This is a genomic window from Leucobacter celer subsp. astrifaciens, assembly GCF_001273835.1.
Taxonomy (GTDB): Bacteria; Actinomycetota; Actinomycetes; order Actinomycetales; family Microbacteriaceae; genus Leucobacter; species Leucobacter celer.
In genome coordinates this window covers 153,394-167,259 of record NZ_JHEI01000137.1, presented here as the reverse complement: position 1 = coordinate 167,259, position 13,866 = coordinate 153,394, and the positions used below count along the sequence as shown (strand labels likewise).

The 13,866-nt window shown below is 70.8% G+C and carries 11 protein-coding genes; 8 read left to right on the top strand and 3 right to left on the bottom strand.

The genetic code is table 11. From position 1 onward, the window contains the following. The first annotated feature begins 33 nt into the window (after window positions 1-33). From AMS65_RS11320 to AMS65_RS11285, 8 genes are read left to right on the top strand one after another with little or no spacing between them, the layout of a single operon-like run. Window positions 34-1,893, top strand: coding sequence for a siderophore-interacting protein (locus tag AMS65_RS11320; RefSeq protein WP_053384274.1), 1,860 nt, complete (start codon window positions 34-36; stop codon window positions 1,891-1,893). Further along, window positions 1,890-2,945 (top strand): ABC transporter substrate-binding protein, encoded by a 1,056-nt coding sequence (locus AMS65_RS11315; RefSeq protein ID WP_053384273.1) that lies wholly within the window; start codon window positions 1,890-1,892, stop codon window positions 2,943-2,945. Before AMS65_RS11320 ends, AMS65_RS11315 begins: the two co-directional genes overlap by 4 nt. After that, on the top strand, window positions 2,942-3,964 hold the full coding sequence (locus tag AMS65_RS20035; RefSeq protein ID WP_053384272.1) for a FecCD family ABC transporter permease: 1,023 nt from the start codon (window positions 2,942-2,944) through the stop codon (window positions 3,962-3,964). The genes AMS65_RS11315 and AMS65_RS20035 overlap by 4 nt, the downstream gene beginning before the upstream one ends. Further along, the gene (locus tag AMS65_RS20030; protein ID WP_053384271.1) at window positions 3,961-5,040 is read left to right on the top strand and encodes a FecCD family ABC transporter permease; all 1,080 of its coding nucleotides are present in this window, start codon (window positions 3,961-3,963) and stop codon (window positions 5,038-5,040) included. The genes AMS65_RS20035 and AMS65_RS20030 overlap by 4 nt, the downstream gene beginning before the upstream one ends. Beyond that, window positions 5,037-5,876, top strand: a complete 840-nt coding sequence (locus AMS65_RS11300; RefSeq protein WP_053384270.1) for an ABC transporter ATP-binding protein — start codon at window positions 5,037-5,039, stop codon at window positions 5,874-5,876. The genes AMS65_RS20030 and AMS65_RS11300 overlap by 4 nt, the downstream gene beginning before the upstream one ends. Further along, complete coding sequence (locus AMS65_RS11295) at window positions 5,873-7,639, top strand: ABC transporter ATP-binding protein (protein WP_075200962.1); 1,767 nt, start codon at window positions 5,873-5,875, stop codon at window positions 7,637-7,639. Before AMS65_RS11300 ends, AMS65_RS11295 begins: the two co-directional genes overlap by 4 nt. Beyond that, the gene (locus AMS65_RS11290) at window positions 7,636-9,465 is read left to right on the top strand and encodes an ABC transporter ATP-binding protein (protein ID WP_053384269.1); all 1,830 of its coding nucleotides are present in this window, start codon (window positions 7,636-7,638) and stop codon (window positions 9,463-9,465) included. The genes AMS65_RS11295 and AMS65_RS11290 overlap by 4 nt, the downstream gene beginning before the upstream one ends. A 29-nt stretch (window positions 9,466-9,494) precedes the next feature. Next, window positions 9,495-10,268, top strand: coding sequence for an SDR family NAD(P)-dependent oxidoreductase (locus AMS65_RS11285; RefSeq protein WP_053384268.1), 774 nt, complete (start codon window positions 9,495-9,497; stop codon window positions 10,266-10,268). Between the two features lie 29 nt (window positions 10,269-10,297). Here AMS65_RS11285 and AMS65_RS11280 read toward each other — a convergent pair whose 3' ends face one another. The 3 genes from AMS65_RS11280 to AMS65_RS11270 all read right to left on the bottom strand — a co-directional run bounded on the left by AMS65_RS11280 (window position 10,298) and on the right by AMS65_RS11270 (window position 13,735). Continuing rightward, window positions 10,298-12,076: a bifunctional 3'-5' exonuclease/DNA polymerase gene (locus AMS65_RS11280; RefSeq protein ID WP_075200961.1), complete on the bottom strand. Its 1,779-nt coding sequence runs from the start codon at window positions 12,074-12,076 to the stop codon at window positions 10,298-10,300. An 88-nt stretch (window positions 12,077-12,164) separates the two neighbouring features. Next, window positions 12,165-13,100 carry a DUF808 domain-containing protein gene (locus AMS65_RS11275; RefSeq protein ID WP_053384267.1) on the bottom strand — a complete coding sequence of 312 codons (936 nt, stop codon included), beginning with the start codon at window positions 13,098-13,100 and terminating at the stop codon, window positions 12,165-12,167. Then, window positions 13,097-13,735, bottom strand: a complete 639-nt coding sequence (locus tag AMS65_RS11270) for a phosphorylase family protein (RefSeq protein ID WP_083451648.1) — start codon at window positions 13,733-13,735, stop codon at window positions 13,097-13,099. The genes AMS65_RS11275 and AMS65_RS11270 overlap by 4 nt, the downstream gene beginning before the upstream one ends. Between the last annotated feature and the right edge of the window lie 131 nt (window positions 13,736-13,866).

Sequence of the window (13,866 nt, the reverse complement as noted above, 5' to 3'; positions counted from 1 at the left end):
GGCGCGACCCCGACCGCAAACCGAGGAGTCCTCATGAGTAGCAGCCTGCGGCCGCTCACCGTCTTCCCCATCACCACCCGCACCCTCGAGGTGCTCCGCGTCGCCGATGTCACCTCCGGCATGCGCCGCGTGACGCTCGGCGGCCCCGAGCTCGCGGCGCACACCGCGACGAACGGCTACCCGGTGGCCGCGTTCCGCTCGGACGGGTTCGACGACGAGTTCAAGATCCTGCTGCATCACCCCGATGCGCCCGAACCCGTCGGCCCGACCCAGGCGGACGGCGTGCTGAACTGGCCGAGGGGCGATGAGCACCTGTTGCTGCGCACCTACACCGTGCGCCGCTGGGACCCGCAGGCCGGCGAGATCGACGTCGACTTCGTCAAGCACGGCGTCGGCCCCGCCACCTCCTGGGCCTGCAGAGTGCAACCGGGCGAGCGGATGCAGATCGCGGGCCCGAAGATGTCGGCTCCGCATCCGAACGGCGCCGACTGGGTGCTCATCGCGGGCGACGAGACTGCTCTGCCGGCGATCGGCCGCTGGCTCGAGGAGTGGCCTGCGGGAGCGCGAGCCCAGGTGTTCATCGAGATCGCCGAGCCGCAGCACCGGCAGCAGCTGCCGGAGCACGACGGCGTGGAGGTCACGTGGCTCAGCCGCGACGGCGCAGAGCCCGGTACGACGACGCTGCTGTTCGACGCGATCCGGTCCGCCGAGTGGTGGCCCGGCACCGTGTTCGCCTGGGTCGCGGGCGAGACGCTCACGCTGACTCCGATCCGCCGCTGGCTGCGCAACGAGCAGCAGCTGTCCAAGTCGCAGGTCGACGTCACCGGGTACTGGCGCCGCCGAGAGGTGGTGCTCACGGACGACGACGCGACGGTGCAGGATCTCGAGGCGAGCCAGGACGAGGGAGCTCGTTTCCACGAGTTGAGCGAGCTGCTGCCCGGCTTCGCGGTGCGCATCGCGGCGACTCTCGGCCTCGCCGCCGCATTCGACGGCGGCGAGCAGAACCTCGACTCGCTCGCCTCGCGCACCGGCTGCGACCGCCTCGGACTCGCGAAACTGCTGCGCTATCTCGCGGCCCTCGACGTCGTCGAGCCGAGCGGAGGCGGCTTCCGTCTCACCAGTCTGGGTCGCGAACTCGAAGACGACGATGTGATGGAGAGCCTGCATCTCGAGCGCGCGCATGCCGCCCGTGAACTCGCTGCCGCGCTCTCGCTGCTGGCTGCCGTCAGGGACGGTGCCGGGGATCACGTCCGCTGGTTCGGCCAGGAATGGCTCGACCGGTCGCTCGCACCCGGGGTTCTGCTCGACGAACGGATCGAGCACGAGGCGGAGGACGCGGTCTACGTCGCCGGCGCTCTCGCCGAAGCGAGCGCGTTCTCCGACCGCGCGGACGTCGCGATCATCGGGGAGGGCGCGGCGTCACTCGCGGCGTCACTCGCGAGCGCGCACTCCGCGCAGCGCATCACGATCCTCGCCGCTCCCTCGGAGATCGAGGCGATGCAGCGCCTGCACGGGGATCACGATCGCGTGCGCTACGAGCCGGCCGGACCGCTGAGCGGGCCGGAGCAGCCCGTCGACGCCGTACTGCTCTCGGGGGCGCTCGCGCGCCTCGCCGACGCCGATGCGGTGCATCTGCTCCGCCGAGCAGCACTGGGACTCGCTCAGGGCGGCTCCGTGCTCGTCTTCTCCGAGGTGCTCGATCCGGCGCTCGCCGACGAACACGACTACGAGCACGACCTCATCGGGTTCGCGCTCACCGGCGGCGGGGCCCGCGACGACGAGGAGCATCGACGTCTCTTCGAGGCAGCCTCGCTCTCGATCATCGCCCGCAGCACCATCGGCTGGGGGTACACCCTCTACGAACTGACCCGCAACGACAAGGATCACGCATGACCTTCCTCCCGCACCTCCGCCGCAGGGTCCTCGCATCGACCCTGGCCGCGACCGTGGCTCTCACCGCCCTCGCCGGGTGCGCGAGCCCCTCCCCCGGCGACGAGCCGTCCGGCGCAGCGGCCGCTCTGCTTCCCACCGCGGAGGGGAGCACGGACTACCCGCTCACGCTCGACAGCCCGTTCGGCGAGACCGTGCTCGAGCAGCGGCCCGAGAGGGTCGCCATCGTCACCGCTTCGACGGTGGACACCGATGCGCTGATCGCAATCGGCGGCACGCCGGTCTTCGCTCCCTCGACCATCGAGCGCAATCCCTGGCTCGACCCGGACGCGATTGCGGGTATCGAGACGCTCTGGGAATCGAACGCGGGCGCCGAGGTGTCGGCCGAGGCCGTGGCGGCTTCCGACCCCGATCTGATCGTCGCACTGTACGCCTACGACAGCTTCGATCGGGCGCGCTTCGAACAGCTCAGCAGGATCGCTCCGGTGCTCTACGCCGAGGGCGGCGAACTGTCCTGGCAGGAGACGACACAACGGCTGGCCGAGTCGGTCGACCTCTCCGCAGAGGCCGACCGGGTGATCGCCTCGACCGAACGGCTCGTCTCGGACAGCCGCGACGAGCACCCCGGGTTCGCGGGGAGGACGGCCGCGCACGTGATCGTCTACGAGGAGGACTACGGTGCGGCGTACGTCAGCGCCCCCGGCACCGACACTGCGACGCTCTTCGAACAACTCGGATTCGATCTGCCCGACAACGCCGCGAGGTTCGAGAGCGACGAGGCCATCAGCGACGAGATGATCGGGCTGATCGACGCGGACTTCCTGCTGGTCAGCACGTTCGAGGACGGCTCCGCCGACTACTTCGTGGAGTCGCCGCTCTTCCGGGCGGTACCGGCCGTCGCCGAAGGACGTACGGTCATCGATCCCGCCGACCAGAAGACCGGAATCAACTCCTTCGCGTGGGGGCTGAACGTGCAGAGCGCGATCAGCGTGCCCTGGCTCATCGATCGGCTCGCGGGCTTCGGGGAGCAGGCGCTGCAGGCCTCGGAGCAGTGATCCCTCGCACCGACGTCTCGACGGCGCTCTCACGGCGTCTGCTGACGGTACTCGTCGCCGCGATCGCCCTCGCCGCGATCGCGCTGACGAGTCTCGCCATCGGCGCGAACCCTCTCCCCTTTGCGCAGATCTGGCAGGGCTTCTGGCACCCGGACGACTCCGAGGCGTCGGTGATCGTATGGACGCTGCGGGTGCCGCGGACCATCGTCGGCATCGCGACCGGGGCCGCGTTCGGTCTCGCGGGCGCGCTGATCCAAGCGCTGACGCGCAATCCGCTGGCCGATCCCGGCATCCTCGGCGTCAACGCCGGCGCCGGTTTCGCGGTGACGCTGGGCGTGGGGTTCTTCGGCCTCGGCGGGATCACCGGCTACATCTGGTTCGCCTTTCTCGGAGCGATCATCGCCACCGTGCTCGTCTACCTCATCGGCTCGGCCGGACGCGGATCCGCCTCTCCCGTCACGCTCGTACTGGCGGGCGTCGCCCTCTCCGCCGTGCTCACGGGATTCTCGACATTCCTGTCGCTCATCGACGAGCAGACCTTCCGCGCGATCCGCAGCTGGGGCATCGGATCGATCGCCCGCACCAGCCTCGAAGACACCCTGGCGGTGCTTCCCTTCCTCGCCGCCGGCGCTCTGCTGGCCGCGTTCATCTCGGGATCCCTCAACGCCGTCGCTCTCGGGGACGAACTCGCGGCCTCGCTCGGCGCGAACCTCGTACGCACGCGAGTCATCGGAGTCGTGGCGGTCACGCTGCTCGCGGGCGGCGCCACCGCACTCACGGGAGGCATCGCCTTCATCGGGCTGATGGTGCCGCACGTAGTGCGGTGGTTCACCGGCCCCGACCAGCGGTGGATCCTCATCGGCACCTTCCTCGCGTCTCCCGCCCTGGTGCTCGCGGCGGACGTGATCGGACGTGTCATCGCGCGTCCGGGAGAGATCGAGGTCGGTATTCTGACTGCCGTAGTGGGGGCCCCGGTACTCATCGCGCTCGTGCGCCGCAGGAAGGCGAGCGGATTGTGACCGGAACACGCGCCCCGAGCTTCCACGTGGATCCCGGGTACACCCACCGGGATGTTCGCCGCGGGCGGCTGATCGCTCTTCGAGTGCATACGCGCAGCTTCGCGATCAACGTCGTGCTCATCGTCTTCGCTGCGATCTCGGCCGTGCTCGCGATCAGTCTCGGCGAGTATCCCCTCTCTCCTCAGCAGGTGGCGCAGGCACTGCTCGGGCACGGCGACGAACTGCACCGCACCATCGTCCTCGAGTGGCGGCTGCCCATCGCTATCGCGGCTGTGGCTTTCGGGGCCCTGCTGGGGATCGGAGGGGCGATCTTCCAGTCCCTGACGCGCAACCCGCTCGGCTCTCCGGACGTCATCGGCTTCGACGCCGGCGCCTTCACCGCCGTGGTCGTCACGGTTCTGCTCCTCGGCTCGGGCGGGTACTGGCAGATCGCGGGCGCCTCGATCCTCGGCGGCCTGCTCACCGCGTTCCTGGTCTACGCACTCGCGTACCGACGCGGGGTGCAGGGCTTCCGGCTGATCATCGTCGGCATCGCGATCTCCGCGGCGCTCGGATCGATCAACGCCTACCTCATCACCCGCGCCGACATCCACGAGGCGATGTCGGTGGGGTTCTGGGGCGCGGGATCGCTCGCGCGCGTGAGCTGGTCGAGCCTCGCCCCCTCACTCGTACTCGGCGCCGTGATCCTCTGCGCCGCCGGCCTGCTCGCACCGGCGCTCAGGCAGCTGGAGCTCGGTGACGACGCGGCCCTCGCCCAGGGGGTCGAAGCCGGACGTGCCCGGCTCGGTCTGCTCGTCGTCGGCGTCGCCACGTCGGCCCTCGTGACGGCGGCAGCGGGACCCATCGGGTTCATCGCCCTTGCTGCACCGCAGCTCGCCCGACGTCTCACCCGGACGCCCGGCGTATCGGTCGTCTCGGCCGGGTGCATGGGCGCCGCGCTGCTCACAGCGGCGCATCTGCTGTCGCTCGGGATCGCGCAGTTCTACCGCCCGGTGCCCGTGGGCCTGCTCACCGTGTGCCTCGGCGGGCTCTACCTCATCTGGTTGCTCATTCGCGAAACGAGGAAGGCCGCATGAACGTGTCGGAGATCCGCCAGTCCCCCGCCCGCCTGCAGGCGGAGCAGGCGACGCTGGGCTATGAGAAGCGCGTCATCAGCGAGGAACTGTCGGTGGCGATCCCCGACGAGTCGTTCACCGTGATCGTCGGGCCCAACGCCTGCGGCAAGTCGACGCTCCTGCGGGGCCTGTCGCGGTTGCTCAAACCGAGTGCCGGCCGGGTCATCCTCGACGGTGCCGACATCCACTCGTACCGGGCGAAGCAGGTGGCGGCCCGACTCGGCCTGCTGCCTCAGTCCTCGATCGCACCCGACGGAATCCGCGTCGCCGATCTGGTGGCACGCGGTCGTTACCCGTATCAGAAGCTGCTGCGGCAGTGGCGTGAGACGGACGAGCGCGCCGTGTTCGAAGCGATGGAGGCCACCGGCGTGACCGAGCTCTCGGCCCGCTTCGTCGATGAGCTGTCGGGCGGGCAGCGGCAGCGGGTCTGGGTGGCGATGGCGCTCGCGCAGGAGACGGAGATCCTGCTGCTCGACGAACCCACGACGTTTCTCGACATCAGTCACCAGATCGAACTGCTCGAGCTCTTCACCGATCTGAACCGCCGCGGACGCACGCTCGTCGCGGTGCTGCACGACCTGAATCACGCGGCCCGGTACGCGACTCATCTCATCGCGATGAAGGACGGTGCGATCGTGGCGGAGGGGGCACCCGCGGACATCATCACCGCGGAACTCGTCGAACGGGTGTTCGGCCTGCGCTGCATCGTGGTACCCGATCCCGTCGCGGGTACCCCGCAAGTGGTGCCCCTCGGCGGGCTCCGAGGCGAGGCCCCCCGCGACGGGCGGACGGCGTGATCGCACGAGCCGGCGGCGGCAGCCAGTTCGGACTCCGCCTTCGGCTGCCCGCCCTTCTGCAGGCTCCGGACGAGCCGCCCGGCATTCCGGCCGTGCGCGTGGACGACGCCTCTCCGAGACGGTTCGCTCTGCGTGTGCTGTTCGCGGCGAAGCGCTTCACCTTTCCGGCCGCTCTGCTGCTCGTCGGGCACATGGCGGGTGAGGCGCTGGTGCCGGTGATCGTGGGCGTCGTGATCGACCGGGCCATCGCGACGAGCGACCTCACCCAGCTGCTGTGGTGGCTGGGGGCGCTGGCGATCGACTTCCTGTTCCTCTCGTTCGCATTCCGCTTCGGCTCGCGGATCGGCCTCTACGGCATGCAGCAAGTGCAGCATCGGCTGCGCAGCCAGGTCGCCGACCGTCTGCTGCACCCGGCCGGTGTCGATCACGGGCAACAGGACGGCGCGGCGCTCTCGATCGCGACGAGCGACGTCGCACGTCTGGCCGCGGTGATGCAGATCGGCGTGTATCCGGTGGGAGAGGCCGCCGCCGTCATCCTCGCGAGCATCGCGCTGTTCTCGTTGTCACCGCCGCTGGGATTGGGGGTCGCGCTCGGTGCAGCGGCGCTGATCGTGGGCATGTTCACCGCGGGCGGGCCTCTGCAGAGACGCAGTCTGGACCAGCAGGCGCTCGCCGCGGACTCCGTCGACCGAGCGGCGGACCTGCTGGCCGGCTATCGGGTGCTCAAGGGACTCCGCGCTGAAGCTGAGGCGAGTGCACGGTACCGGGAGACGAGCCGCACGGCGCTGGTCGGCATGCTGCGGGCGAAGTCTGCCCTGGGGGTCTACGAGGGTGTTCTCAGCGGATTCTCGGGCGTATTCGTCGCGAGCCTCACGGTACTCGCGGGCGTGCTCGCCCTGAGCGGGCAGATCAGTATCGGCGGTCTCATCGCGGCGATCGGTCTGGTGCAGTTCGTGGTCGGTCCGCTCACCGCCATGCCCGCGCATACCGGTCGCATCTGGGCGGTCGCGCTGGCGAGCTCGGCGAGGGTGCTGAGCGTGCTGCAGGCACCCGAGGCGACGGCCACGACCGGGACCGATGCTCCCGGGCCGCGCGAAGCGGGTTCCGGGAGCCCCGCGCAGCTGGACAACGGCCGCCGAATCCCGGCGCTCGACATGCGCCTGCCGGGCTTCGCGCTCCAGGTGCTGCCTGGCGAGTGCATCGGCATCGTCGCGGGTCAGGCGGTCGCCGGTCGGATCGTACGACTGCTTGCAGCTCGCATGCGCTCGCACGAGTCGGGTGAGGCCCGCTTGGACGGCAGCGGTCCCGCGCAACTCGGCTTGCGGGAGTGGCGGCGCCGTATGGTCGTCGCGCCCCACCGAGCCGAGCTCTTCGACGGCACGATCGCGTGGAATCTCGACGTGCCGGGCACCGATCCAGCAACGGCCCCGGCCGCACTGCACGCGGCGGCCTGCGACGACCTGATCGCGGCACTGCCGCAGGGCATCGAAACGCCCGTCGGCGAGGGCGGTACCCGCCTCTCCGGCGGTCAACGGCAACGGGTGGCACTGGCCAGGGCCTATGCCACGAGAGCTCCGGTGCTCGTGCTGCACGAACCGACCACGGCCGTCGACGCGGCCACCGAGCAGCTCATCGCCGACCGGCTGCGTCGCGTCAGAGGCGCACGCAGCACGGTGCTCGTCACCTCGTCGCCGACGCTGCTCGCGGTCTGCGATCGGGTCGTGACCGTCGGCCCGCGCAGGAACGACGGAGAGGCCCCATGAGCGGCCAGGCGCACGAGCACGGGCGATCGGCCGGTGCACTGCCGATCGCGACCGGCACGCAGACGCTCGCCACCGCGTGGACGCTGCTGCGCGCCCGCCCACTGCTATTCGCAGGGACGGTGCTGGTGCTGCTCATCGGCGCGACCTGCGGACTCGTCGCGCCCTGGGCGCTGGGCCGATTGGTCGACCTGATCGCGACGGACGAGGCCGACGCGGCGGGGATCTGGGGGCTCGGCGCCGCGATCCTCTGCGCTGCGATCGTCTCGGCTATCGCGAGTGGCACGGGTATCGTGCTCGCCGCTCGTCTCTTCGAGACCGGGCTCGCCGAGCTGCGCGAGCGATTCCTCGACCGTGCGCTGGAACTGCCGCAGAGCAGGGTCGAACGGGCCGGCACCGGCGACCTGGTCTCGCGGGCGAGCGACGATGTCACGGAAGTCTCCGACGCGATCCCGGGCATCGTCCCGGCCTTCACAGCGGCGCTCTTCACCATCGCCGTCTCCCTCTCAGGAATGGCGGTGATCGATGTGCGCCTCGCGCTCGCGCTACTCATCACGCTGCCCGTGTACGTGTTCACGGTGCGCTGGTATCTGCGCACGGCCCCCGGGGTCTACGCCGCCGAACGCGCCGCGGTGGCCACCCGCGCGCACCACGTGCTCGCATCGTTGCGGGGACTCGACTCGGTGCTCGCGTACCGGCTCTCCGAGCGGCACGGCGCACGCATCGCGGAGTCGAGCTGGGAGGTGGTGCGGTGGGCGCTGCGGGCGAGGATCGTGCAGAACATGTTCTTCGCGAGACTGAACCTCGCCGAGTACCTCGGCATCGCGTCGCTGCTGATCGTGGCGTTCTGGCTCGTCGGAGCGAACGCCATCACCATCGGATCCGCCACCACCGCGCTCCTGATCTTCCTGCGACTCTTCGACCCGATCGGGCAGCTGCTGTTCGTGCTCGACGACGCGCAGTCCGCTGCAGCGTCGCTGGCGAGGATCGTCGGCGTCATACGCACCGATCCGCGTCCGGACGCGGAGAGCCCTGCACCTGCGGTGAGTCGTCCGAGCGCGGGAACCGGTTCGAACACGGACCCGGACGCCGTAGCTCGGCTGGACGGCGTCGATTTCGCCTACGACCGAACGGACGGCGAGAACGCCATGGCGCACGACGTTCTGCACGGCATCGACCTGCGCATCGGAACCGGCGAGCACATCGCACTGGTGGGCGCGTCGGGGGCCGGCAAGAGCACCATTGCGACGCTCCTGGCGGGACTGCACGAGCCGCGTTCGGGGCTCATGCACCGCCCGGAGCGAACGCTGCTGCTCTCGCAGGACACGCACGTCTTCGCCGACACGCTCGCCGGCAGTCTGCGCCTCGCCGCCGCGGGAGCCGACGACGACGCGCTGCGCGACGCGCTGCGGCGGGTCGAGGCCGGTGCGCTGCTCGACGCGCTGCCCCACGGGCTCGACACACGGCTCGGGCACGGCGGCCACCCTCTCACGGCGGCGCAGGCCCAGCAGCTCGCACTCGCCCGCCTGGTGCTCGCAGATCCCGATCTCGCCATTCTCGACGAGGCCACCGCGGAGGCCGACAGCGCCGAGGCCGGGGTGCTCGAACGGGCTGCAATCGCCGCAATCCGCGGCCGCGCAGCGCTCATCGTCGCACACCGTCTCTCGCAGGCGGCGGTGTGCGATCGCATCCTGGTCCTGGAGAACGGACGCATCGTGGAATCGGGCTCTCACGCGCAACTCATCGCGGACGGGGGTGCGTACGCCGCCCTGTGGCGGGCCTGGTCGCGAAGGCGGGAGATGCCTCCGGAGCGCGGCCCGCTCCCGTAGCATCTGTGAGGAGCGAAAGGACTGATGCTATGCGTGAAGATCGGACGGGCTTCCTCTCCGAGACGTTCGGACTCGGCGGCAGACGAGCGCTGGTCACCGGGGGCAGTTCCGGGATCGGACGCGCGATCGCGCTCGGGCTGGCGCAGGCCGGCGCCACCGTTCTGGTCGCGGCCCGCACCGAGTCGGCCATCGACGAGGTGGTCACCGGGGGAACCGCGGCGGGAGGTGCGCTCATCGGGATCCCGGCCGACCTGTCGACCCGCACCGGCGCGCACGCCCTCGCCGACGCCGTGGGCGACGCGGACATCATTGTGAACTCGGCGGGGATCAACCTGCGGCCCCCGATGCCCGAGCTCGACGAGGCGAGCTGGGACACGACCATGGCCGTCAACCTCGAGGCGCCTTTCGTGCTCGGGCAGCGCCTCATCCCGGGGATGGCCGCCCGCGGCTACGGTCGTGTCATCCACATCAGTTCGCAGCAGGCGCATCGCCCGTTCGCCTCCAGCGGCGCCTACGGGGTGTCGAAGGCCGGCCTCGAGGCGCTCGCCCGCTCGCAGGCCGAAGCCTGGTCGCCGCAGGGCGTGACCGCGAACGTGCTCGTCCCCGGCTTCGTGCGGACCGCGCTCAACGAGCGGCTCTCCTCCGATCCGCAGACGGTCCGGGCACTGGCCGAGAGAACGCTCATCGGACGCAACGGCATCCCCGAGGACTTCGTCGGTCCGGCGATCTTCCTCGCGAGTCCGGCGTCCGCGTACGTCACGGGACAGACGATTCCGGTGGACGGCGGATTCTCGGTCCACTGACGCTGCGCGCTCAGCCCTTCACCGCACGCTCAGTCCTTCACCGCACGCTCGGAGATGCGCAGATCCAGCGGGAAGTCGACCGGCGCGTTCCCGAAGAGCAGCTTCCCCGCGGCCTCCGCGGCCTCGCGGATCACGACGGCCGCGGCCTCGGCCTGCTCCTCGGGAGCGTGGACGATGACCTCGTCGTGCAGGAAGAACACGAGGTGCGCACGGCGCTCGAACACCGGGCCGGAGGCCCGCGCCGACGCGGTGTCCTCCGAGAGAGCGAACCCCGCCAGGCGCTGCCGCACCTCCGCGAGCCAGGCCAGCGCCCACTCCGCCGCGGTGCCCTGCACGACGAAATTGCGGGTGAAGCGTCCGAAGTCCCGGGCCGCGCGGCGGGCCCGATCCTCGTCGCGCGAGGTCGCGCCGGGCAGGCTCGCGCGCGATTGCAGCTCCCGCCATTCGGAACCCGGTTCGGGAGAGGAACGGCCCAGCCAGGTGGAGACGATACCACCCTGCTCCCCCACGGCGGCGGCCTGATCCACCAGGCCCATCGCACGGGGGAAGCCGCGCCGCAGACGCGGCACGAGGCGGCCGCTGTCGCCCGTCGTCCCGCCGTACATGGCCCCCAGCACCGCGATCTTCGCCTCCTGGCGGCTCGCGACGATCCCGCTCTCGACGATGCCCGTGTAGAGGTCGGTGCCGCGAGCCGCTGCGGCCATGGCGCGGTCGCCCGCCATCGCCGCGAGCACCCGGGGTTCGAGCTGGGCGACGTCGGCCGAGACGAGTCGCCAGCCGGGGTCGGCGCGCAGTGCGGGCCGCAGACCCCGCGGCAGCTGCAGCGCCCCGCCCCCGCTCGAGGCCCACCGCCCGGTGACGACCCCGCCCGGCACGTACACGGGACGGTAGCGCCCGTCGCGCACCCACTCGTCGATCCAGGCCCAGCCGTTCGCCGTGAGCAGTCGCGACAGCTTCTTGTAACGCAGCAGCGGCTCCACCGCAGGGTGCTCGTGCTCCGCCAGTTCCCAGCGCGACGTCGTCTCCACGTCGATGCCCGCGCGGCGCAGCGACCGCAGCAGCTTCGGCGGCGAGTCGAGACTCGCGCCGGGATCGCCGAGCGCCTCGCGCACCTGATCGGCCAGTTCGAGCATCCGCGCCGGCTTCGCGCCGTGGGAGGGCCTCGGGCCGAGGGCCTCCTGCAGCAGACGGTCGTGCTCCGCCGCGTCCCACGGCACGCCGGCCGATCTCATCTCGACCGCCACGAGCGCTCCCGCGGACTCCGCAGCGAGCAGCAGCCCGAGGCGGCCGGGATCATCGCTCGAGGCGGCAGCGGTGCGCTGCCGGTCGAACTCCGCGAGTGCGGCCTCCAGGTCGTGCGGCACCGTGCGCGCGGCGGCGCCGGGCTCCTCGATGACGAACAGCGCGGACTCGACCGGTGCGGGTTCCGCGGCTCCGGATCCCGCGTCCCATCGGTCCGCCGCGAACAGCGCCGCGCGCTCGCGTACGCGCACCGAGTGCTTCAGGATCGCGTGGCTGAGCCGGAGGTCGTGCGCACGGCCGACGCGGACCCCCGCCCGGAGCAGCTGCGGGTACCAGGTCGGAGTGTCGCTCCAGACCCAGCGCGGTGCCGCGGCGGATTCCCGCTGTTCGACGAAATCCGGCAGGTCCGCGGCGGCCATGAGGATCGGCGCCGAGCGCTCTCCGCCGGGGTCCACCTCCACCGCCGCGATCCCGCGGTCGGGGGCATGCCCGAGTACGCACCAGCGCTGATGCCGGGGCGCGGACGCAACGGTCCGACGATGCGTCGTGGGGCGATCCTCTGTCACGACTCCACGGTACTGCCCGCCTCGGACATCGTGCGCGGCTGGCCGAGAGACCCGACCCTCACCGGCCGGTCTCTGCTATCAGTGCGCGCTACCCCCGCCGCAGCAGCCGGCGGCCGAGCGACACCCCGACGACCGCCACAGCGCCCCAGGCCAGGCCGAACACGGCCGAGAGACCGCTGTCGATCAGCCAGGTCACGAAGCCCGGCGCGTGCACCGCGTGCGTGACGCCGTGCACGAGGTCGTGCGGCAGATGCCAGCCGACCTCGTGCAGGTTGGCGATCAGCAGATGACCGCCCACCCACAGCATCGCGACCACACCGATCACGCTGATCACCCGGAACACCGCCGGCATCGCCCGCACGAGCCAGAGGCCGAAGCCGCGGATGAACCGCGGGGCCTTCCGACGCATCAGCCACAGGCCGGCATCGTCCATCTTCACCAGCAGCGCGACCGCCCCGTAGACGGCACCGGTCATCGAGAGCCCGACCGCGATGAGAATCATGAGCCGCATCAGCCAGCCGTCGGCGTCGATGTTCGCCAGGGAGATGAGCATGATCTCCGCCGAGAGCACCAGGTCGGTGCGCACCGCGCTGCCGACGATCTGCTTCTCTTCCGCGGCGGGGCGCTCGAGCACCTCCTCCACCGTGGGCTCGTGCGCCTTGCCGCGCGCGGTCTCGATCCAGTGCCACACCTTCTCGGTGCCCTCGTACGCGAGGTAGGTGCCGCCGACCAGCAGCATCCACGGGAACACCCACGGCGCCCACACGCTGAGCAGCATGATCGCCGCGATGATGATCGCCTTGTTGATGAGCGAACCGCGGGCGATGCGCCAGATCACGGGCAGTTCGCGCTTCGGGTTGATGCCCCGCACGTACTGCGGGGTCACCGCGGCGTCGTCGATCACCACTCCGGCCGCCTTCGCCGAGGCCTTCGCCGCGCCGACGGCGACGTCGTCGATCGACGCTGCCGCCGCCTTGGCCAGCACGGCGATGTCGTCGAAGAGGGCGAAGAAGCTCGAGCTCACGCGTGCACCCCCGGTCCGCTCGACTCCGCTGCGGCCGGCACCGTCTCGGCCGGCACTGTCGCGGCCGGTGCCGCTGCGGCCAGCCGTGTCGCCCAGAACTCGCGCAGCTGCTCGCTCTTGCGGAACACGATCGTGTCCCACTCCTCATCGGTGGTCGAGCTGTCGGCGAAGTCGGAGGGGATCTTGAACAGCTGCAGCGGCACCGCGAAGCGCTCGCACACGCTCGCGTACGCGTAGGCCTCCATGTCGACGAGCGACGCCCCGAGACCCGCGATGTGGGCCCGCTGCGCGTCGTTCTTCACGAACACGTCACCGGTGGCCAGTACCGCGGTCGATTCAGGGGGCAGGATCGCGTCGCCGGCCGGGCGCAGCTCGGGCGACGGCAGCGAGAAGTCGTGCTGCACCACCCCGGTGATCTGGTAGACCTCGTCGAGGTGCGGACGATCCGGCCCGTCGCTCACGACGCCGGCGGTGCCGAGCACCACCACTCGCTCGACGTCTCCAGACGCGAGCGCGCTCGCGAGCGACACGGCCGCGTTCACCTTGCCGACGCCCGTGACCACGTGCGGCACATCGGCAAAGGCCGAGGCTTCGTCGCGGTGCGCGAACACGAGCAGCGTACGGGGCTCAGACATCGGTTTCTCCCTGCGGCGCTCCCGCGCCCATCGATCCGGATCCGGATCGGTTCAATCCCGATCCGGCTCCACACTAGCGCTTTTCGAAGATCTGTTCTATGCTGTAAAGCTGAGCTTGCGAACAGCACGCG